This is a genomic window from Streptomyces sp. TLI_146 (assembly GCF_002846415.1).
Classification (GTDB): domain Bacteria; phylum Actinomycetota; class Actinomycetes; order Streptomycetales; family Streptomycetaceae; genus Streptomyces.
This window is the reverse complement of record NZ_PJMX01000001.1, coordinates 7832671-7853579: the sequence shown is the minus strand read 5'-3', so window position 1 is coordinate 7853579 and position 20909 is coordinate 7832671. Positions and strand designations below refer to the sequence as shown.

Annotated in this window: 17 protein-coding genes; 11 read left to right on the top strand and 6 right to left on the bottom strand. The window is 72.8% G+C overall.

Annotation, left to right across the window (positions count from 1 at the left end; translation table 11 throughout):
- The first annotated feature begins 71 nt into the window (after window positions 1-71).
- Entirely contained in the window at window positions 72-692 is a 621-nt protein-coding gene (locus tag BX283_RS34910; protein ID WP_101391393.1) for an L-threonylcarbamoyladenylate synthase, read from the top strand.
- Window positions 693-699: 7 nt separating this feature from the next.
- Here BX283_RS34910 and BX283_RS34905 read toward each other — a convergent pair whose 3' ends face one another.
- From BX283_RS34905 to BX283_RS34895, 3 genes are all read right to left on the bottom strand, one after another.
- The gene (locus BX283_RS34905) at window positions 700-969 is read right to left on the bottom strand and encodes a DUF6225 family protein (protein WP_101391392.1); all 270 of its coding nucleotides are present in this window, start codon (window positions 967-969) and stop codon (window positions 700-702) included.
- 66 nt (window positions 970-1035) lie between these two features.
- Window positions 1036-1623, bottom strand: coding sequence for a superoxide dismutase family protein (locus tag BX283_RS34900; RefSeq protein ID WP_101391391.1), 588 nt, complete (start codon window positions 1621-1623; stop codon window positions 1036-1038).
- Between the two features lie 10 nt (window positions 1624-1633).
- Entirely contained in the window at window positions 1634-3547 is a 1914-nt protein-coding gene (locus BX283_RS34895; RefSeq protein ID WP_101391390.1) for a reprolysin-like metallopeptidase, read from the bottom strand.
- A gap of 279 nt (window positions 3548-3826) precedes the next feature.
- Here BX283_RS34895 and BX283_RS34890 point away from each other — a divergent pair, with 279 nt between their 5' ends.
- The 6 genes from BX283_RS34890 to BX283_RS34865 all read left to right on the top strand — a co-directional run bounded on the left by BX283_RS34890 (window position 3827) and on the right by BX283_RS34865 (window position 11247).
- Window positions 3827-4126, top strand: coding sequence for a hypothetical protein (locus tag BX283_RS34890; protein WP_101391389.1), 300 nt, complete (start codon window positions 3827-3829; stop codon window positions 4124-4126).
- Between the two features lie 94 nt (window positions 4127-4220).
- Entirely contained in the window at window positions 4221-6191 is a 1971-nt protein-coding gene (locus tag BX283_RS34885) for a PQQ-binding-like beta-propeller repeat protein (RefSeq protein ID WP_218976543.1), read from the top strand.
- 124 nt (window positions 6192-6315) lie between these two features.
- Window positions 6316-8064 carry a glycosyltransferase family 2 protein gene (locus BX283_RS34880; RefSeq protein ID WP_101391387.1) on the top strand — a complete coding sequence of 583 codons (1749 nt, stop codon included), beginning with the start codon at window positions 6316-6318 and terminating at the stop codon, window positions 8062-8064.
- Window positions 8061-9167, top strand: a complete 1107-nt coding sequence (locus tag BX283_RS34875) for a glycoside hydrolase family 26 protein (RefSeq protein ID WP_101391386.1) — start codon at window positions 8061-8063, stop codon at window positions 9165-9167. The genes BX283_RS34880 and BX283_RS34875 overlap by 4 nt, the downstream gene beginning before the upstream one ends.
- Before the next feature lie 187 nt (window positions 9168-9354).
- Entirely contained in the window at window positions 9355-10278 is a 924-nt protein-coding gene (locus tag BX283_RS34870; RefSeq protein ID WP_101391385.1) for an NADP-dependent oxidoreductase, read from the top strand.
- Window positions 10279-10308: 30 nt separating this feature from the next.
- The gene (locus BX283_RS34865) at window positions 10309-11247 is read left to right on the top strand and encodes an AraC family transcriptional regulator (protein ID WP_101391384.1); all 939 of its coding nucleotides are present in this window, start codon (window positions 10309-10311) and stop codon (window positions 11245-11247) included.
- Window positions 11248-11256: 9 nt separating this feature from the next.
- Here the strand turns inward: BX283_RS34865 and BX283_RS34860 are convergent, their stop codons facing one another.
- Window positions 11257-12213 (bottom strand): oxidoreductase, encoded by a 957-nt coding sequence (locus tag BX283_RS34860; protein ID WP_101391383.1) that lies wholly within the window; start codon window positions 12211-12213, stop codon window positions 11257-11259.
- An 80-nt stretch (window positions 12214-12293) separates the two neighbouring features.
- On the opposite strand from BX283_RS34860, the gene BX283_RS34855 reads away from it, so the two are divergent.
- On the top strand, window positions 12294-12908 hold the full coding sequence (locus tag BX283_RS34855) for a TetR family transcriptional regulator (RefSeq protein WP_101391382.1): 615 nt from the start codon (window positions 12294-12296) through the stop codon (window positions 12906-12908).
- Window positions 12909-13020: 112 nt separating this feature from the next.
- Window positions 13021-13683: a peptidylprolyl isomerase gene (locus BX283_RS34850; RefSeq protein ID WP_257584074.1), complete on the top strand. Its 663-nt coding sequence runs from the start codon at window positions 13021-13023 to the stop codon at window positions 13681-13683.
- A 96-nt stretch (window positions 13684-13779) separates the two neighbouring features.
- On the opposite strand, the gene fusA is transcribed toward BX283_RS34850, so the two are convergent.
- Window positions 13780-15867: an elongation factor G gene (gene fusA, locus BX283_RS34845; protein WP_101391380.1), complete on the bottom strand. Its 2088-nt coding sequence runs from the start codon at window positions 15865-15867 to the stop codon at window positions 13780-13782.
- A gap of 764 nt (window positions 15868-16631) precedes the next feature.
- On the opposite strand from fusA, the gene BX283_RS34840 reads away from it, so the two are divergent.
- Window positions 16632-17849, top strand: coding sequence for a hypothetical protein (locus BX283_RS34840; RefSeq protein WP_101391379.1), 1218 nt, complete (start codon window positions 16632-16634; stop codon window positions 17847-17849).
- 49 nt (window positions 17850-17898) lie between these two features.
- The gene (locus tag BX283_RS34835; protein ID WP_101391378.1) at window positions 17899-19950 is read left to right on the top strand and encodes a tetratricopeptide repeat protein; all 2052 of its coding nucleotides are present in this window, start codon (window positions 17899-17901) and stop codon (window positions 19948-19950) included.
- Here BX283_RS34835 and BX283_RS34830 read toward each other — a convergent pair.
- A complete protein-coding gene (locus tag BX283_RS34830) occupies window positions 19936-20718 on the bottom strand; it encodes a hypothetical protein (protein WP_101391377.1) in 783 nt (260 codons plus the stop codon). The genes BX283_RS34835 and BX283_RS34830 overlap by 15 nt on opposite strands.
- Window positions 20719-20909 lie beyond the last annotated feature (191 nt).

Sequence of the window (20909 nt, the reverse complement as noted above, 5' to 3'; positions counted from 1 at the left end):
ATCATCGCACCACCCCGACGAGTGAACGGGCGCCCCGGGCACCATCGCGGCGCGGCCCGTAGACTCGGCGGATGGCGAAGTACTTCGACGTGCACCCCGACAACCCGCAGCGGCGCACCATCAGCACCGTGACCGACAGCATCCGCTCCGGCGCGCTCGTGGCGTACCCGACGGACTCCTGCTACGCCCTGGGGTGCCAGCTCGGCAACCGTGACGGCATCGACCGGATCCGGGCGATCCGGCAGCTCGACGACCGGCACCACTTCACCCTGGTCTGCGAGAACTTCGCGCAGCTCGGCCAGTTCGTGCAGATCGGCAACGATGTGTTCCGTGCCATCAAGTCGGCGACGCCGGGCAGTTACACCTTCATCCTCCCCGCCACCAAGGAGGTGCCGCGCCAGCTGCTGCACCCCAAGAAGAAGACCGTCGGGGTGCGCATCCCCGACCACACCGTCACCCAGGCCCTGCTGGCCGACCTGGGCGAGCCGCTGCTCTCCAGCACCCTGCTCCTGCCCGACGAGGACGAGCCGCTGACGCAGGGGTGGGAGATCAAGGAGCGCCTCGACCACGTGGTGGACGCCGTGATCGACTCGGGCGACTGCGGCACCGAGCCGACCACCGTCATCGACTTCTCCGGCGGCGAGGCCGAGATCGTCCGCCGCGGGGCGGGCGACACCTCGCGCTTCGAGTAACGCGGGGTCAGTCCAGGTCGTAGTGGTACTGGCCCGCCTTGAAGTCCGCGAAGAGCGTGTACTCCACATCGCCGTGCGCGGCGGCGGGCCCGGCGGACGCGGTGTCCTTCTCGACCGGCTCCAGGTTGACCAGCGCGTACTCGGTGTACCCGTCGAAGTCGCCCGGCCCGTCCGCGACACCGACGTGGATGGGGGTGTCGTCCGGCAGCCCCTGGAGGGCTTCGCGCAGGCGCGCCGCCGTCCACACCCGGGGGTTGTGCTCAAAGGTGTCAGTCATGGGCCGAGGCTAGCGGCGACGGCGGGCCGGGCCGCGTCACCGCGCCGGTGGCCGCCGGACAGGCTCTCAACCCGCGGGCTCGAAGGGCACACCGACACACGCCAGCCGCGCGCCCGCGGTGCCCGCGTGCCCGGGGTCGGTGGCCGTGGCCTGCTCGTGGAAGACCAGCGACCGCGCCTCGCCCGGCCGGAAGTTCCAGGCGACCCACGTGGCGGAACGTCCGTCGCCCCGGTGGTCGGTGGTCAGGTCGAGCCAGACCTCGTTACGGGGGTTGGCGTACGCCGGGTCGGTGGACGGCTGGTGGGGGTCGGGCCGGTCCTGGTAGTGGGCGCCCGAGTCCTCGGGGTGCGCGCCGCACGGCATGCGGTGCACGTGTACGCCGTAGGTGCGGTCGGGACGCGCACCGCTCAGCCGCAGCTTGAAACCGGTGCCGCCGTCGTGCGGAAGCAACTCGACGACGGCGGCTCGCGCACCCACCGGCATACCGGCCGGGTCGTACGTCACCGCCTTGTACGGCGCCGGGCCCTCGGGCGGTGCGAATCGGGCGTCCACCCGTACCGCCGCGTCGCAGGCGGCAGCGGCGGGCTGGGCGGCGAAGGAGAGGGAGAGGGCGGCCGCCGCCGAGGCGGCGCCCAACGTGTGCCGGAGGTGCATGGGAGTCCCGTCAGTCGGTGTAGGTGAAGTCGGCGGACGCGGTCAGCGCGCCGTTCGCCACGGTCGCGATCTGTACGGTCGCGGCGCTCTGCCAGGAGGGCATGGTGAAGGTGACCGTCGAGTCGTCGACCGCCTGCACCGCGCGCGCGGGCCGGCCGCTGAATCCGGTCGCGGTGCGCGAACCGACGTAGACGTCGGTGGTGCCCGCAAGACCGGTGCCGGTGAGTGTGACGGTGAAACCTCCCGCCTTGGGGCCGCTGGCCGGGGACACCTTGGTGACCGTCGCCGGGAGCCGGGTCGGGGTTGCGGAGGTCCTGATGAACTTCGCCGTCACGAAGTGGTTGTCGTCCATCGTGACGGTCAGTTCACTCGCCCGGGTGGACTGGAGCCTGCCGTCCACCGCCCAGTAGTCGATCTTGTAGCCCGCCTTGGGCGCGGCGGTCAGGGTGACCTGGTCGCCCTTGTCGAACAGGCCGGTCGCGGCGGGGGTGACGGTGCCGCGCTCGGGGCTGTCCGGGGCGGCGGTGAGCGCGTACCGGGCGGCCGGGGCGGAAGTGGCGGGCGGTGTGCGGTAGTTGGCGAGCACCGGGCCGGTGAGGTTCATGACGCGGACGCAGTCGGCGGGTTCGGGCTGTCCGAGCGGCACGCCCCGGGGCACGTCCTGGTAGGTCTGGCGGGGGTTGGAGAACCACAGCTTCGTCTCGCACTTGGCCTCGTCCGCGCACGCCATGGTGTACCCCATGATGTCCGTCCAGGTGCGGTCGGCGGGCAGATAGCCGTGGTTGTCGGGGTAGTACGGGTTGAGGTTGCCGTCCCGGTAGTTCTCGTCGGCGGGGTCGACGGGGTCGGTGCGGTAGTCGTGGTTGAGGCCGAAGTTGTGCCCGATCTCGTGCGCCAGGTGGTAGGTGCCGAGGGTGTCGACCTGCTGGGCCCCGAAGGCCGCGCCGTCGCTGCTGGCCGCGGGGGCGGCCCCGGGGATGATCCGGGGCAGCGAGGGGGTGGTGGCCGTGCCGGCGGTGTAGAGGGCGCCGGGTTCGGGGGTGAACTGGGTGAGCACGTGCAGCAGGTCCGCGCCCCTGTCGTCGCGCTGACGCCGCGCGTCGGTGGCGAACGCGCTGGAGTAACGCACGTTCCTGGTGTCCGACAGCGCGCTGGTGATGGCGTCGGTGTCGTCGTCGCCGCCCGTCCACTCCTTGGTGGTGAAGGTGCCGAGCAGGTTGAGCCGGGCGGTGACGGTGCTGTCGGAGTAGGCGGCGTTGGTCCCGGCGACCGCGGCCTTCACCTTGAGGTCGAGCGCCTCCACCCCGCCCTTGGTCGCGCGGACGGTGTGCGGGGTGTAGCCGATGAGCAGGTCGATGACGGGCGCCGTGATGGCGGCACGCGGCCGCGCCTCCCTCTCGTTCCGTACGGGCCGGGGAGCGCGGGGGCCCTGCGGGGCCTCGACCCGTACGACGTCGTCGTGCAGCGGTGTCGTCCGGGCGAAGGGCAGCTCGCGCACCGTGGAGCTGCCCGGCCGGTCGGCGTCGATCACATAGCGCTTGCTGCCCAGGTGCACCTCCCCGGCCACCCTGGGCACGCCGTTGCCGCACGCCCCGTCGACGGCGAGGCTGACGGGGCGGTCGGGGCGGCCCGCGAGGTGCCCGGTCCACAGCACGGTGCCCTGCCGGTCCCGTGTGACGTGCGAGGCGACCGCCTCCATCCGCGCGTCGTCGAAGAACCGGAAGGCGCGGCGGTCGGGCGCGCCGCCCCGGCGGGCGCCGCAGACGCCGCGGAACGCTCCCTCGGCCCACTGCACGCTGCTCGTCCGCGCCGCCCCGGGCGCCGGGGTCGCGGGCCCTTCGGCGGCGGCCGTCGCGGCGGGCAGGGCCGGGGTGAGGACGGCGGCTGCGAGCACGCCGTGGATGAGACGTCGAGGACGGGGCACGGCGTTCTCCTGGGAGGTCGTCGAGGGGCGACAGCCCCAGGCTCGCGCCCGGCGGACGCCCCGGCGCGCCGACAGCCGCTGGACGGGTGGCGCCCGTGCCGGGGCACACGCCGCGGAGGCACCCGTCCGGGTGACACCGGGACCGGGGGCGCGACGGTCCCCGTATGTGCTCCCGCACGCTGCCGCACGCCCTCGGGCGCGGTGTCTCAAAGGGGACGCCCGCGGCGAGAATTGGCCCGCCCGACGCACGAGCGGGCACGACCGGGAGAGGAGCAGTCGATGGCCGTTGTCCTGTCGCTGAGCTGGGCCGGAGTCACCCCCGAGCAGTACGACGCGGTGCGTGAGGCCGTGGGCTGGGAGGAGCAGGCGCCCGACGGTGCCTGTCTGCACGTGGCGTGGTTCGACTCCGGCGCGCTGCACGTCACCGACGTCTGGGAGTCCCCGGAGGACTTTGAGCGGTTCTTCGGCGAACGGCTCGCGCCCGCCGTCGAGAAGGCCGGGATCGTCGGTCAGCCGGACACCCAACTGCTGCCGCTGCACCGCCGGTTCATCGCTCCGGGGGTGAGCGGCGCGGCCTGAGCGGCGCTACGCTTTCCGGCGGGCGGCGTGGTGACGTCCAGGATGCGACCCGGGGGGCGCCTTGGAGCCGTTGGGGCCTGACGACCCGGCCGGCGTGGGGCCGTACCGGCTGGTCGCCCAGCTGGGCAGCGGCGGCATGGGCCGGGTCTACCTCGGGTACTCCCCCAGCGGCCGCAAGGTCGCGATCAAGGTCATCCGGCCGGAGTACGTCCAGGACCCGGCCTTCCGGCAGCGGTTCGCCCGTGAGGTGATCGCCTCCCGGGCGGTGAGCGGCTTCTTCACAGCAGGGGTGGTCGACGCCGACCCCGAGGGGCCCCGGCCGTGGCTGGCGACGGCGTACATCCCGGGCCCCTCCCTCCAGCGGGCGGTGCAGAAGAGCGGCCCCTTCCCCGAGCGGTCGGTGCGGGCGCTCGGGGCGGCGCTGGTGGAGGCGCTCACCGCGATCCACGGAGCGTCCCTGATCCACCGGGACCTCAAGCCCGCCAACGTGCTGCTGGCCCAGGACGGGCCGCGCGTCATCGACTTCGGGATCTCCCGGCTCTGCGAGCACAGCGGGCTGACCCTGACCGGCACCACGATCGGCTCCCCGGGCTATATGTCGCCCGAGCAGATCCAGGGGTTCCGCGTCGAGCCGTCGTCCGACGTGTTCTCGCTCGGTTCGGTGCTGGCCTACGCGGCGACGGGCACCAGCACGTTCGGGGAGGCGTCGGTGCCGGCGCTGCTGTACCGGGTGGTGAACGAGCAGCCCGACCTCCAGGCGGTGCCCACGGGGTTGCGGGACCTGATCGGCCGGTGCCTGGCGAAGCAGCCCGCCGACCGCCCGGAGCTGCCCGCGCTGATGCACGCCCTGACCGGCGGGCGGCCGCCGGTGGAGCTCCTCGCCCCGGGCTGGCTGCCGGAGCCCTGGCACGGCGAGGACACGGCACCGGCCCTTCCGGACGCGCCCACGTCGACGACCGCGCAGCCCGTCCCCGTACCCCCGCATCCGTTGCCGGACCTGCCGGAGGACGTCCTCGGTCGGCCGGTCGGCCGTCGGCGGGTGCTGTACACCGCCGTCGGCGCCCTCGCGGCCGGGGGCGCGGCGGCCGCCGGGTGGGCGCTCTCGCGCGGCGGGCCGTCCGGGGCGGGGGCGCGGCGCTGGCGCTTCGCGACCACCGGCACGGTCCTGTCGTACCCCAGAGTGGCGGGCGACCTGGTGTACGCGGCGAGCAACGACGGCACGCTGTACGCGCTGGACACGGCCGACGGCCGGCGGCGGTGGGCGTACACGACCGGCGCGGCCATCGGCTCCGCGCCCGCCGTGCTGGGCGGCAGCGTCTATCTGGGCGGCGACGACCGCATGCTGTACGCCTTCGACGCGCGCTCGGGCGCGGTCCGTTGGCGGTTCACCACCCAGGGCATCGTCCACACGCCGGTGGTCACCGGCGGCGTCGCCTACGTCGGCAGCGCCGACCACCGGCTGTACGCCGTCGACGCGGCCACCGGCAGACGCCGCTGGGCCTTCACCGCAGGAAACGACACGCACTCCCCCGCCGTGTCCGGCGAGTCGGTGTACGTGGGCAGCAGCGACACCAATCTGTACGCGGTGGACGCGGCCACCGGCGAGAAGCGGTGGGCGTTCACCACCCGGGGCGCCGTGTCCGGCATCCCGGCCGTGGCGAGCGGCCTGGTCCACTTCGGCAGCACCGACGGGGGCCTGTACGCGGTGGACGCGGGCACCGGGAAACAGGTCTGGCGGTTCGACGGCGCGTCCGTCGGCTCCAGCCCGGCGATCGCCCGCGGCCTGGTGTACGTGGGCGGCGGCAAGGCGCTGCACGCGCTGGAGGCCGCCACCGGGAAGACCGTCTGGACGTTCATGGCCGCCGGTGATGTGCACACCCCGGCGGTGGCGGGTCCGGTGGTGTACGTGGGCAGCGACGACAGCAGGCTGTACGCGCTGGAGGCCGCGACGGGCAAGGAGCTCTGGAGCTTCCTCGCCCCCGCGCCGGTGCACTCCCCGGCCGCCACACAGGACACGGTGTACTTCGGCTGCGACGACAGCGCCCTGTACGCCGTACGCCTCTGACCTATATCCGAACACCCGACCACGGCGGAAGGCGGGAACCGGACAGCCGACGACCGCTGTCCTACTCACCGCAAGTAGCGGGCCATTCACGCCAGAGTGATGTTGTAGGTCGGCAGGGGGAGACATGTCCGGTTATCCGTCCCGGCTGGAGCGGCGCGCCGAACAGCGCGATCGCCGCAACGCGTCGGCCGTCACGGCCTATCGGCGTGCGGCCCGGGGCTGCGGGCCGCTGGCCAACCCGCGCCGGGAGGTGGGGTACTTCTCCGTGCTGCGCACCGGTGACCGGATCTCGCTCACGGCGCTGGTCACCGCGACCGCCCTGGCCGACATCGCCTTCATCGGCTGGCTGCTCCTGCCCGAGCACGTGCCCGGCCCCGGGGTGACCGGTCTGGGCAGATACGGACTGTGTCTGGCCCGGATCGGGTTCTGCCTGGTCATCGCGGTCGAGACGATCAAAGTCGTCCAGGCGGCGGCGATCTGGGTGTTCGCGTTCCGGGCGCGGGACCCCATTCCCATGACCCCGCCGGGCAAGCTGCGGGTCGCCATGCTGACGACGATCGTGCCGTCCAAGGAGCCGCTCGCCGTCGTACAGCGGACCCTGCGGGCCATGCTGGAGGTGGAGCGCTGGGACTGCGCGGTGGACGTGTGGATCCTGGACGAGGGCAACGACCCGACTGTCCGGCAGATGGCCGCGCGCCTCGGCGTCCATCACTTCAGCCGCAAGGACCGGCCCGAGTACAACCAGTCGTCGGGTCCCTTCCGGGCCCGCACCAAGTCCGGGAACCACAACGCGTGGCGCGCCGAGCACGAGAGCCGGTACGACGTGGTCGCGCAGATGGACCCGGACCACGTGCCGCTGCCATGCTTCCTGGAGCGGACCCTGGGCTACTTCCACGACCCGGACACCGCGTTCGTGGTCGCCCCGCAGGTGTACGGCAACGCGTACGACAACTGGGTGGCGCACGGCGCCTCCGTACAGCAGTACCTGTTCAGCAGCATCGTCGAGCGGGGCGGCAACGGCCTCGGCGCGCCCCTGCTGATCGGCACCAACCACCTCTACCGGGTGACCGCCTGGCGGCAGATCGGCGGATACCAGGACTCGATCATCGAGGACCATCTGACGAGCATGCGGGTGCACGGGACGACCAACCCCGCCACCGGCAACGGCTGGAAGGGCGTCTACACCCCGGACGTGGTGGCCGTGGGCGAGGGGCCGACGACCTGGACCGACTACTTCAACCAGCAGAAGCGCTGGGCGTACGGCATCTGGGAGATCAAGCTCAACCCCCGGCTGCGGCAGGGCATCCGCCTCGCGCCCCGCCAGCGGCTGCTGTACGACCTGGTGCAGTTCTACTACCCGAGCATCGCGGCGAACCTGGCGCTCGGCACGCTCGCCACCGCCCTGTACATGCTGCTCGGGGTGTCGTCGATCCAACTGCCGGGACTGCCCTGGTTCCTGCTGTGGTCGGCGGGCATGGCCGGGTCCTTCGCGCTGTGGCTGTGGCTGCGCCGGTTCAACCTGGCCGAGCACGAGCGGCGCGAGATCGGTACGGCGGGCATCCTGCTGACGCTGTTCGCCGGGCCCGTGTACATCGCCGCCGCGGTGAACGCGCTGCTGCGGCGCCCGCTCGCGTACGTCGTCACCGCCAAGGGCGAGCTGCGCAGCTCCGAGTCGCCGCGCACGTTCCGGCTGCATCTGATCTGGACGCTGCTGGCCGGGGGCCTGCTGGTCGTCAGCTTCCTGCACCACCACGATTACACGGGCATGCGGATCTGGACGCTGCTGTGTCTGGCGGCCGGGTCGGCGCCGCCGCTGCTCGCGCTGGCCGAGGGTGTCTCCGCACGGCTGCGCACGGCGAGGGCCGAGAGTTGAGGATCACCGCGCCCCGGGTGCTCGCACTGCTCTGCGCCGTCGTGCTGTGCTGGTACACCTTCCAGGTGGCCCCGGACCTCGCGGACCGGCCCCGCCGCGCGGCGGCCGCCCGCGCCGACGCGGTCCTGCCCCCGACCACGCGACTGCCGGACACCGGCAGCGCACCTCACCCCACGACACCGTTCCCCGCCCCGGGAAAGGCGTTCCTCGGTGTCTTCACCTCCCAGGGCACCCACGACTTCACCGAGGCCGCCGACTTCACCCGCCAGACCGGCCACCGGCCGCAGGTCTTCGAGTTCTCGGCCGACTGGGCGCACGACCGCTTCGACGCGGCGGCCATCGACCGGGTGGCCGAACGGGGCATGCTGCCCATGGTCGCCTGGGAGCCGTGGGACCACGCCAAAGAGGCCAAGGAACCGAAACTGCGCGGCGAACAGCCCGCCTACCGCCTCTCCCGGATCATCGACGGCGCCTTCGACACCTACGTACGGTCGTGGGCGCGCGGCATCGCCTCGCTCGGCTACCCGGTGGCCATCCGCTTCGCCCATGAGATGAACGGCTACTGGTACCCGTGGTGCGAGCAGTCCAACGACAACCGCCGCGGCGAGTACGTCCGGGCATGGCGCCATATCCACCGGCTCTTCGACGCGGCGGGCGCGCACAACGCGGTGTGGGTGTGGAGCCCCAACGTCAGCTACACCAACTCCACACCGCTGAACCGCCTCTACCCCGGTGACGCCTACGTGGACTGGGTGGGGCTGTCCGGCTACTACGGCACCGTCGGCAAGGAGAACTACCAGTCCTTCGACGCCCTCTTCACCCCCACCCGCACCGAACTGCGCCGCTTCACCCGCAAACCGCTCGTCATCACCGAGGTCGGCGCCACGGACGCGGCCGGCCGCAAGGCCGAGTGGATCACGGGCATGTTCCGCTCCCTGCCCCGCCACCGCGACATCATCGGCGTGATCTGGTACCAGGCGGTGAAGGAGATCGACTGGCGCGTGGGCACCTCCCCCGCGTCCTCGACCGCCTTCACCGCGGGCGCATCGGCCGCGCGGTACCAGCAGCGGTGGGGCCCGGGCACGACGCCACGGCTGCGCTGAACCCACCCGGAGCACCAACCGTCAAAACGCCCAGAGCACCAACCACCAAGACGCTGGGACATTTAAGTGAGACGGAAGGCCATTCTGCGGCTCGTTCGATCTCCCTAACGTTGAGGACATCAAGCAGAGCACACGTCGCCGGACGTCGAGTCGGGCGGGAACTTGTGCGGACTCAGGGAGAGTTATCGTGCGTGCAGTGATCCAGAAGTCCTTCGGCGGTCCCGAGGTCCTTGAGGTCGTGGAGGCCGAGCGGCCCGAGCCGCTGGGGGGTGAGCTCCTCGTCAGGGTGCACGCCAGTGCGGTCAACCCGGTGGACCTGGCCGTCCGGTCCGGTGCCTACCCGCTGCTCGGCGAGCCGCCGTTCGGTGTCGGCTGGGACATCTCCGGTGTGGTCGAGGAGGTCGGTCCCGGCGCCCGGTTCCGGGAGGGCGACGAGGTCTACGGAATGCCGTACTTCCCGCGCGCCGCCACCGGGTACGCCGAGTACGTCCTGGTCCCGTCCCGCCAGGTGGCCCGCAAGCCCGCCTCCGTCGACCACGTGCACGCCGCCGCCATCCCGCTCGCGGCGCTCACGGCCTGGCAGGGGCTGGTGCAGGCGGCGGACGTCAAGGAGGGCGACCGGGTGGTGATCCACCGGGCGGCCGGCGGTGTCGGCCATCTCGCGGTGCAGATAGCCAAGGCGCGCGGCGCCCATGTGATCGCCCTCGCCAGTGCGGCCCGGCACGAGTTCCTGCGCGGCCTCGGCGCCGACGAGGTCGTCGATAACCGCGCCACCGACCTCGCGGACGCCGTCAAGGACGCCGACATCGTCTTCGATTCCGCCGCGCAAGGTGACCTGCTGCTGGGCTCGGTGCGGCCCGGCGGCACCCTCGTCTCCATCCTCCAGCACGGCGACGCCGAGCTCGCCGCGCGCGTCGAGGCGGCCGGGCGGCGCTTCGTGGGCATCTCCGTCGAGCCGGACTACCCGGCCCTCGAAGCGATCGCCGAGCTGGTCGACGCGGGTGCGATCCGGCCGTACGTGGAGGAGACCTTCCCGCTGGAGGAGGCCGGCAAGGCGCACGAGCTGGTCGGGGCCGGACACGTACAGGGCAAGATTGTCCTGACGGTCTGACCGACGGACCACCGGGGAGGGCGAGGCCGGATGGACATCCTCACCGAGGCGCTGGCCTCGATGCGCACGGGACACCCGGCGTCCGTAAGGACCAACGGCCGTGCCCCCTGGGGCCTGCGGCTGCCGCCGGTCGCGGGGGCCGGGTTCCATGTGGTGCTGTACGGGACGTGCTGGCTGGTCCCCCTGGAGGACGCGCCGCCGCACCTCAAGCCGATCCCGCTGAACCCCGGCGACGTGGTCTTCCTGCGCGACGGGCGGGGCCACATCCTCGCCGACCACCCCTCCACCGTGGCCGAGGAGGCCAAGGCCGAGCCGTGCGGCGGGAGTTCGCCGATCGGGTCGGTCACGGTCGGCGGCGACGGCCCCGAGACGAGCCTGCTCTGCGGCAACTACCACCTCGACCAGGGCCGCGCGCACCCGCTGGTGCGCCAGTTGCCCGAGGTGATCCACCTGGAGACGCGGCACGGCCGCCACCCCGAACTGAGCGCCGCCGTCCAGCTCCTGGGCTCCGAGCTGGAGAACCCGCGCATCGGCTCGGACGGCATCGTGCCCACGCTGATCGACTCGCTGCTGCTCTACATCCTGCGGGCCTGGCTGGAGGAGCAGCCTTTGGCCGCGGCCCGGGGCTGGGCGGCCGCACTGGGCGACTCGGCGGTGGCACCGGCCCTGTCGGCCATCCACGAGGACCCATCGGCCCCGTGGACGGTGGAGTCGCTGGCCGAGCGCGCCGGGCTGTCCCGGGCGGCGTTCGCCCGGCGGTTCGCCGCGCTGGTGGGCGAGCCGCCGATGGCGTATCTGACGCGCTGGCGCATGACGACGGCCGCGCGGCTGCTGCGCGAGACCGACGCCCCGCTGACGTCGGTCGCGGCGCGCACCGGTTACGGCTCGGAGTTCGCCTTCGCCAAGGCCTTCAAGCGCGAGTACGGGCTGGCTCCCGGCGGCTACCGCCGTCAGGCCAGGGCGGCCTGACACCGGCCGTCAGTCGTGACGAGCGGCTGGGGCACCGGCCGCCGCGAACGCGAAGCATACGTCGGTGAGTTGCTCCGACACCTCCCACAGCCGACGCCCGGTCTCGGCGGAGGCCGCCTCGGCGGACAGCTCCACCCGGGTGGGTCCGCCGCGCAGCTCGGCCATACCGTCAGGGCCGATGAACTCACCGCCTTGCACGTCCGGCGCGGTCGCCGCGTACAGCTGGGGCAGCGCGCCCCGGTCCGGGCGCTGGGCGAGCGGGGCGAGGAGACGGCCGAACAGCAGCTTCACCAGGCCGACGGGCGCGCTCGTCTGGAGGTTGGTGGCTGTATATCCGGGGTGGGCGAGCACACTGCGCACCGGACTGCCCGCCTCGGAGAGTCGCCGGTGCAGTTCGCTCCCGAACAGGGCGTTGGCGAGCTTCGACTGGTCGTAGAACGCCATGGGTGAGTAGCCGCGCTCCCCGGCGAGGTCGTCGAAGCGGATGCGGCCCTTGCGGTGGTTGACCGAACTCACCGTCACCACACGGGGATCGCGCCCGACGGCCAGCAGGTCGAGCAGCAACCCGGTGAGGGCGAAGTGGCCGAGGTGGTTGCACGCGAACTGCAGCTCGTGGCCCTGTGCGCTGAGCGAGCGGGGTGGCGCCATCACCCCGGCGTTGTTGACGAGCACGTCCAGCCGCGCGTGGTCGGCGCGCATTTCCTGCGCGAAGGCCCGGACCGAGTCCAGGTCGGCCAGGTCGAGTCGGCGCACCTCCATGCGCGCGTCCGGCTGCTCGGCGGCGATCCGCCCGGCCGCCGCACGCCCCTTCTCCACATCCCGTACGGCAAGGACCACGTGCCCTCCCCGGCGCGCCAGCGCCCGGGTGGTCGCGAGGCCGAGGCCGCTGTTGGCTCCGGTGACGACGAACACCCGGCCTCTCTGGTCGGGGATCAGGTCGGTGGTCCAGCGCTGCTTCTGTGTCATATGGCATACGCTGCCGCTCATGACACTCGGTGTCAAGATGGTACTGAGTGCCATGAGCGGCATGGCGTTACCATGGCCGGGTGAGCTCCCGCCCCGAAGTCAGCCTGGCCCAGCGCAAACGTCAGCTCGTCTCGAACGAGCTGACCGAAGCGGCGCTCCAACTGCTGGCGTCGAAGGGCTTCGACGCGGTCACCATCGACGAGATCGCCACCGCGGCGGGCGTCTCCAAGCGCACGTTCTTCCGGTACTTCGCGTCCAAGGAGGACGTGGTCGTCCAGTTCCTGGCCGACATGGGCACCGGCATCCGCGCGGAACTCGCGGCCCGCGCCGCCGGGGAACTGCCCTCCGTGGCACTGCGGCACGCCGTCTCCGTACCGCTGGCCGAGTGCGCCGACCACGCCGATCGGGCCCTGCGGGTGGTCCAGTTGATCCTGCGCACCCCCGCCCTGAACGCCCGCTTCCTGGAGCACCAGGCCCAGTGGCGCCACGACCTGACGGCGGAGCTGGCGGACCGCCTCGGGCTCGACCCCGACACCGACCTGTATCCGCCGCTTGCCGCCGGGATCACGTTGACCGCCTTCGACGCGGTACTGCGGCGGTGGAGCGACAGCGACGGCGGCGAGGACCCGGCCGAGCTGATCCAGCGAGCCTTCGCCGTGATCGCACCGGCACTGGACACCGCCGTACGGAAGTAGCCGCCGGGCCAGGGATGGTCCTGCCGGCCCCTGGCATGGCGCGTGCCGCAGCGGGCAGGATGAGGCGGCCATGACACACCCGTCCGGTGTCGATCCGAAAGGGACCCGTCTCGTGCTCCGTAAGCCGTACGCCCTGCTCGCCGCTGCCGCCCTGCTGCCCCTCGGTGCCGCGACGCAGGCCGCTGCCGCCGCCCCGGCCGCCCCCGGGTCCGCGACCGCCTGCACGTATACGCCGGCCGTGCCCGCGGACAACTTCAAGGGGATACCGGTCTTCGACCCGGTGAAGGCCGCCAAGCCCTACAGCGCCACCCTGCGCACCGGCCAGGGCGCCATCACCTTCCAGGCGCTCACGGACAAGGCCCCCTGCACCACGTACTCCTTCAAGTTCCTCGCCCAGCGCGACTACTTCGACCGCTCGCACTGCCACCGGCTCACCACGGCCCGGATCTATGTGCTCCAGTGCGGCGACCCGACGGGCACCGGGAGCGGCGGCCCCGGCTACTCCTTCCCCGACGAGAACCTCACGGGTGCCACCTATCCGGCGGGGACGGTGGCGATGGCCAACGCCGGGCCGAACACCAACGGCAGCCAGTTCTTCTTCGTCTGGAAGGACACCAAACTCTCCCCGGCCTACACCCCGTTCGGGAAGGTCACGGCCGGTCTCGACGTGCTCCAGAAGATCGCCGCGGGCGGCGAGGACGACCAGAACGGCCCCGGTGACGGGTTCCCGACGCTGCCGGTGAACATCAAGCGCGTACAGATCAAGAACCGGTAGGAGGGCGCGGCAGGACGCGGGGAACGGCCCCGTCTGCCGCGGCCCGGGTCCACAGGGATGGCCCCGCCCTCCTCGGGCGGGGCCATCGTGCGGGCACTACCGGGTCAGCAGGGCGTCCGCCACCCCGGCCGGGACCGGGGCGTAACCCGCGGGCCGCGTGGTGAAGGTGCCCCGGCCCTGGGTGCGGCCGCGCAGCCGGGAGGCGTAGCCGAACAGCTCGGCCAGCGGCACGGTCGCGGTGACCACCGCGGTGCCCGCCCGGGCGGCCGAGCCCGAGACCCGGCCGCGCCGGGCCGCGAGATCGCCGAGGACCGCGCCCACCGCGCCGTCCGGCACCGTGACGGTGACCTCGATGACCGGCTCAAGGAGCGCCATGGTGCTCGCCCGCAGAGCCTCGCGCAGCGCGAGACGGCCCGCCGTGCGGAACGCCATCTCCGAGGAGTCCTTGGAGTGGGTGGCGCCGTCGGCCAGCGTGACCCGCAGCCCGGTCACCGGGTGACCGCCGAGCGGACCCTCGGCCAGCGCGTCCCGGCACCCGGCCTCGACCGCGCGCACATACTCCTGCGGCACCCGGCCACCGGTGACGGCCGAGCGGAACACGAAACCGTCGGTTGCTCCGGCGGCCGCGTCCAGGGGCTCCACGTCGAGCACGACGTGGGCGAACTGGCCTGCTCCTCCTTCCTGTTTGACGTGCCGGTACAGCAGTCCGGCCACCCCACGGGCGACCGTCTCGCGATAGGCGACCTGCGGCCGCCCGACGCTCAGCTCGATCTGCTGGGCGCGGCGGATCTTCTCCACCGCGACCTCCAGATGCAGCTCCCCCATCCCGGACAGCACCGTCTGGCCGGTCTCGGCGTCGGTCCGCACCGCCAACGACGGGTCCTCCTCGACCAGTTGGGCCAGCGCCGAGGCCAGCCGGTCCGTGTCGAGGCTCCGGCGGGCCTCGACCGCCACCGACACGACCGGGGCCGCGACGGACGGCGGTTCGAAGACGAGCGGCGCGTCCGGTGCGCACAACGTGGCTCCGGCACGGGCCGACTTGGGCCCGATCACGGCGACGATGTCCCCGGCCACCGCCCGGTCCACCTCGGTGTTCCGGTCCGCCTGTACGCGCAGGATCCGCCCGACGCGCTCGGTGCGCCCGGCCGTGGCGTCCAGCACGGTGGCTCCCTTCTCGATGGTTCCGGCGTACACCCGTACATAGGTGAGGCGGCCCGTGGCGGTCGCGGTCACCTTGAAGACCAGTCCGGCGAAGGGCGCGGCCGGGTCGGCGGCCCGCTCCCGTACCTCCCCGCCCAGGGTGCCCCGTACGGCGGGCACGTCCAGCGGGGACGGAAGGTAGGCCACCACGGCGTCGAGCAGCGGCTCGATCCCGCGGTTGCGGTAGGCCGAGCCGCACAGCACGACGACGCCCTCGCCGCCGCGCGTGAGGTCGCGCAGCGCCGCGGCCAGGGTGGCGTCCCGCAGTGCCGCCCCGGCGCAGAACTCCTCCAGGGCGACCGGGTGGAGCTCCGCCACGGCCTCTTCGAGCAGGCGCCGCCGCCGCCCGGCCTCCTCGCGCAGGTCGTCGGGGACCGGGCCTTCCTGGTACGCCTCGCCGCCCGCGCCCCAGACGAGCGCGCGCATTCGGACCAGGTCCACCACACCGGTGAAGCCGTCCTCCCGGCCGATCGGCAGCTGGACGACGAGCGGAACGGTGTGCAGCCGGTCCCGGATCGACGCGACCGCCGTGTCCAGGTCGGCCCCGGCGCGGTCCAGCTTGTTCACGAACGCGATCCGGGGCACCTGGTGGCGGTCGGCCTGCCGCCACACCGACTCGCTCTGCGGCTCGACGCCCGCGACCGCGTCGAACACGGCGACGGCGCCGTCGAGCACGCGCAGCGAGCGCTCCACCTCGTCGGAGAAGTCGACGTGGCCCGGTGTGTCGATGAGGTTGATCCGGTGGCCGTCCCAGTCGCAGCTCACGGCCGCGGCGAAGATGGTGATGCCGCGGTCGCGCTCCTGCGGGTCGAAGTCGGTGACGGTCGTGCCGTCGTGGACCTCACCCCGTTTGTGGGTGGCACCGGTCGCGTACAGGACGCGTTCGGTGACGGTGGTCTTGCCCGCGTCCACATGGGCGAGGATGCCGAGGTTCCGTATGCCGGTCAGCGGACGGGTGGGGTGGGTTCGGAGGTTGGTGCGCACGGCCCGGGGCCTTTCAGGATGAAGCGAGAAATGGGCAGCGCGATTCCGCGACGAGGCGAAGAGGACCGGATGCTGGATCCGGGCGAGAAAAACCCCTGACGCGGCATGAGCCGCCGAGGTGGCATCGAGGTCATGACCGGGCCGCCCGCGCATGGCTCACGTGCGGGCAGGGGTCAGGAGTTCGTCGCGGGCATCCGGTGGCGGCCGCGCAGCCGTCACCGGGAGGGCGTGGACACCAGGATCACGTCGTACCGCGACGGGGAGACGACGACAGCGGTGTGCTCACACATGCCGGGCTCCCCTCAACTGGTCGACTGGCGGCCCGGGTTCCCGTGGCCGCTGTGGTGTGAGTGTAGTGAGGCGGCTCGGTCGCCGACACTGGATTTCTCCGAGGTGGGTACACACCCCGGGTGGCCCGACTTCGCCGTACACCTACACGGTTTCAACCATGGCCATTGACGAGCAGTCAGATCCACCACGACTCTCTCGACAGGGGCGGGCCACCACAGCGCGACGACGACGCCGACGGGCCAACCCGTGCGGACACGGCGGCCTCCCCCTCCCACGGAAACGAAGGGCGGTTGCGATGAAGCAGGTCAAGCAGCCCACGACCGGGATGAAGAAGTTCAGAATCCGCAAGACCGGTCCGGTCCGGCTGACGAGCGGTACGTCCGTCTACGACTGGTGGTGCTGAGCACCAGGGCACGGCGTGTGCGGTCCGCCGACATCGGGCCGCACACGCCCGTTTCCCCGAGGGGAGGGCCGTGGAAGGCGTCCGTGTCGCACTCCATCCGCTGACCTTCGTCGAGGAGGGCGAGGACGTCGTCATCGGCCGCTCCGACATCGACTCCTTCGCGGTGTTCCCCGCCGACGCCGCCGCCGTGGTCGGCTGGCTGCGCGACGGCGCCACGATCGCCGAGGCCGCACGCCGCTACACCGCCGCGTACGGCGAGGAAGCCGACATCGAGGATCTCGTCGACACCCTCGACGAGCTGCGGTTCGTGCGCCGGGACGAGGAGAGCGGACCGTCGCCCGACACCCCGCGGAACGTGCCGCTCCAGCGCCTGGGCACCGCCGTCTTCTCGGCACCCGCCCTGGTCCTGTACGCCGTACTCATCGCGGCGGCCGTCGCCGTGGCCGTCCGCCACCCCGCACTGCGCCCCGGCCCGTCGAAGGTGTTCTTCACACCCTCACTGCTTCTGGTCGAACTCGTCTCGTTCCTGGGCCAGTTCCCCGGCATCGCGCTGCACGAGTCCTTCCATGTACTGGCGGGACGGCGGCTCGGGCTGCCCAGCCGGCTCAGCCTCGGCCGCCGGCTGTACTTCGTGGTGTTCCAGACCACCCTGGTCGGGCTGATGGGGGTGCCGAGGCGCAAGCGCGTGCTGCCGGTCCTGGCGGGGCTCCTGGCCGACGCCCTGGTCGCCTCGGTGCTCACCCTGGTGGCGGAGGCGGATCTGCTGGCGCACGGCGAGGCGACGGTGTGGGGCGGTCTCGCCCTCGCGCTCGCCTTCGGCGCGCTGATGCGGATGGCCTGGCAGTGCCTGTTCTTCCTGGAGACGGATCTGCACCACCTGTTCGCCCACACCCTGGCCCTGCCCGACCTCCAGGAGCTCGCGCGCGCGTATCTGCGCGAGCGGACCGCCTGGCTCCCCCGCCGTCGCCGCACCGCCGCGATCGCCGTCTCCGCGCGGGCCACGGATCGCGAACTTGCCGTGCTGCGCTGGTACGTTCCGCTCCTCGTCGTCGGCAGCGTGCTCCTGTGCGTCCTGGCGGCGACGGCCGCGCTGCCCGTCCTGGTCGGCTTCGCGACCCGCTTCCACTCGGCCCTGTCCTCCGGGTCACTGGACCACGGCTTCTGGGACGCGGCGGTCGCCGCACTGATCATGTTCACGCAGTTCGGCGTGGCCGCGTGGATCGCGGTACGGGACCGGCTGCGCCGGGCCGCTCTGTCACCCGGGAAGAGCGGCCATCGGGCCGGATGACCGACCACCCATCAGCTCAGAAGGCCAGCAGGCCAGAAGGAGAAACGGCGTGCGTGAGGCGACGGCACACCTGTGGATCACCGGCCCGACCCGGGCCGCGCGCCGGGCGGCGGCCGCCGCGCTGCCCTTCCCCGACCCGGTGAGCGTGGACTGCCACCGAGGCCTGCGCGGCCCGTACACCGGCGCGGGCGAACTCATGCGGCTGCTGGTGCCGCGCACCCCCGAGCGGGGCCCGCTGCCCGGCGGCACCCGGCTCTCGATCCTCGCGGCCGCACCCGAACTCTCCGCCCTGCTCGGGGCGCCGGAGCCCACCCTCACCTCCGCCGCCCCGCCCGGCGAGCGCACCCGCTGGTACGGCCATGAGCGGACCCGGCGCATCGCCAACGGCCTGGTGGACCACCTCGCCGCCCACCCCGGTCCCCCGCTCACCCTCGTCTTCCACGAAGTCCACGAGGCCGACGCGACGGACGCTGAGTTCCTCGCCATCGCGCTGCGCCGGCTGGACCCCGCGCGCGTACGGATCGCGGTGTGCTCCGACGACGACACACCCGGCTCGTCCCTCGCCCCCGCCACGGCCGCCGAACTGCGCCGCCGCGCCGAGCACCGCACGGCCCCGGCCGTGCCCGACACGTACACCGGGGAGTTCGTCGCCAGCGACGGAACGGGCGAACCCGACGACGTCTACCGCCAGTTGGACCCCGCCGCCCGCGCCAAGCTCCACGACAGCCGCGCCGACGAGCTGGAGGCGTCCCCCGTGTGGTCGTGGCGGCTGGGCGCCGTCCCGTACCACCGGGCACGCGGCAGCTCACCCGACGCGGGGCGCGCGGCCTGTGAAGCCGCCGTCGAGTACTGCCTGGGCATGGGGTACTACACCGCAGCCCTGGAGCTGACCGCGCGGCTGGACGACCTCCTCGGGCCGGACGCGCCCTGGCCCGCCCGCTACCGCCAACTGCGCCAGCGGGGCCTGTGCCTGGCGCTCCTGGACCGCCCGGCCGAGGCGGAGGCCGCGTACTACGACGTGCTCGCGCGCACCACCGACCCCAAGGTGCACACCACCGTCAGCTACGCGCTCTCGGTCCTGTTCACCCGGCTCTACGACGCGCCCCGCAAGGACCACGTCCGGGCCCTCGCCCACATCAACACCGCCATCGCCTTCATCGGCCAGCTCCCCGATGCCGAGGACCGCGCCTTCCACACCGCCTTCATGCACAACGGGAAGGCGCTCGTCACCATGCACCTCGGCGATCTGCCCGAGGCGCTGCGCATGGTCGACACCGCCCTGGCGGCGGTCGAGGACGGTCTGCCGCCCGGCCGCCACCACCTGCACAAGTCGGTCCTGCACCACAACCGCGCCCAGCTCCTGGCCCGTCTCGGCCGGGGCGAGGAGGCCCTGGAGGAGTACGACCGGATCGTCGCGCAGGACCCGAACCACCCCGAGTACCGCTTCGACCGGGCCGTCCTCCACCACCAACAGGGGCGCTTCCGGGAGGCGTTGGCGGACTACGCGGAGGTGGAGCGGATCAGTCCGCCCTTCGCCGAGCTGCACTACAACCGGGGCGACCTCTACGGCGCGGCGGGCGAGGGCGACGCGGCGGCCGAGTTCGCGCGGGCGCTGGAGCTGGAGCCGACCCGTACGGACGCGCGGATCGCCCTCGCCGAGCTGTGGCTGGACGACGACCGCGGCGCCGAGGCCGCCGAACTGGCCCGCGAGGGGCTCGCCCTCTCCCCCGACGACCCGCCGCTGCTCTGCGTACAGGGGGCCGCCCTGCTCGCCCTGGGCACGGCCGAGGCGGCACTGGACAGCCTCGACCGGGCCATAGCGCTGGACGCCTCGACGCCCGGGGCGCACGCCAACCGTGCCTCCGCCCATCTCGCCCTCGGCCACCACGAGGAGGCGCTGCGGGACCTGACGACGGCGCTCGCCCTGTCGCCCGAGGACCCCGACCTCCTCCACAACCGCGGATACGTCCATGAGAGCGCCGGGCAGTGGGCGCGCGCCCTGGACGACTACACCCGCGCCCTGGAGCTGCCCGGCGCCGACCGCGAGACCCTGGAGGAGCGCCGGTCGCAGTGCCGTGAACGCGTGTCAGCCCAGGGGTGACGGCCGGGTTCCGGCGGGATACGGATAGGACTGGAAGTCGGCGTCCTGCCGCTCGATGCCCCTGGACAGCCAGTACGCCGCCTGCTCCACCACCGTGCGGGGCGGCAGCGGGGGGTTGGGCGACGACGTCGACGGTTTGGCGATGCTCTGGAGTGCCCAGGCGAACCCCACCAGCGGAGCTATCTCCTCCCACCGCCGCCGGTCGATCCCGAGCACCGTCATCGCCCGGGCGTACACATGCCAGGCGTGGTAGCCGGCCTCCCCGTTCATGGTGTGCACGGAGAGCGCGGGCTCCGGGCGGCGCGGGTCGTACAGCGTCCCCTGGCCGAAGCCCGCGAACGCGGTGACCAGCCGGGGGTCGCGGCGCCGGTAGAACTGATCGACCACGCCGAGCTGGACCTCCGACAGCAGGCGTAACTGCTCGGCGATCGGCGCCACCCAGTCGCGGAAGGTGCCCGGGTAGCCGGGTTGGCGGTATCGGGAGGACCAGGCCGCGATCACCGGCGCCTCAAGCCCGCCCGCGTACGTTCTGATCGCCGTATAGGCGTCGTCCAGCTCCCGCGAGCGGTGGAACAGCGTGGTGTCGTCAAATACGTACCAGAACTCGTTGGCGAGGCGGTCGCCGCGCATCCCGGGGACCGGCGGCAGATGTCCGCCTCGGTCCGCGGCCCGCGCGCCGCCGATGCCGCCGATCCCGGTCCCCGCGACCACGGTCGCGGCGAGCGCCGCCCGCAGTGTCTGGCGCCGCCCGATGCGGTGGATTGCCATGGTTCCCCCTCGTGGTGTGCGTGCCCGCCCACGCTAGGCGCGCACACCACCGCACCACCAGAGACGGGATGCGTTCCGCTCAGCGGAACACCGCTTGGGCGGACGGCGGCCCGGATGCCACGCTCAAGTGCGGCCAAGAGAAAGGCCGTTGACGTCACGGAGGCCCGGGCAGCCGGGCCTCCGAGCACGGT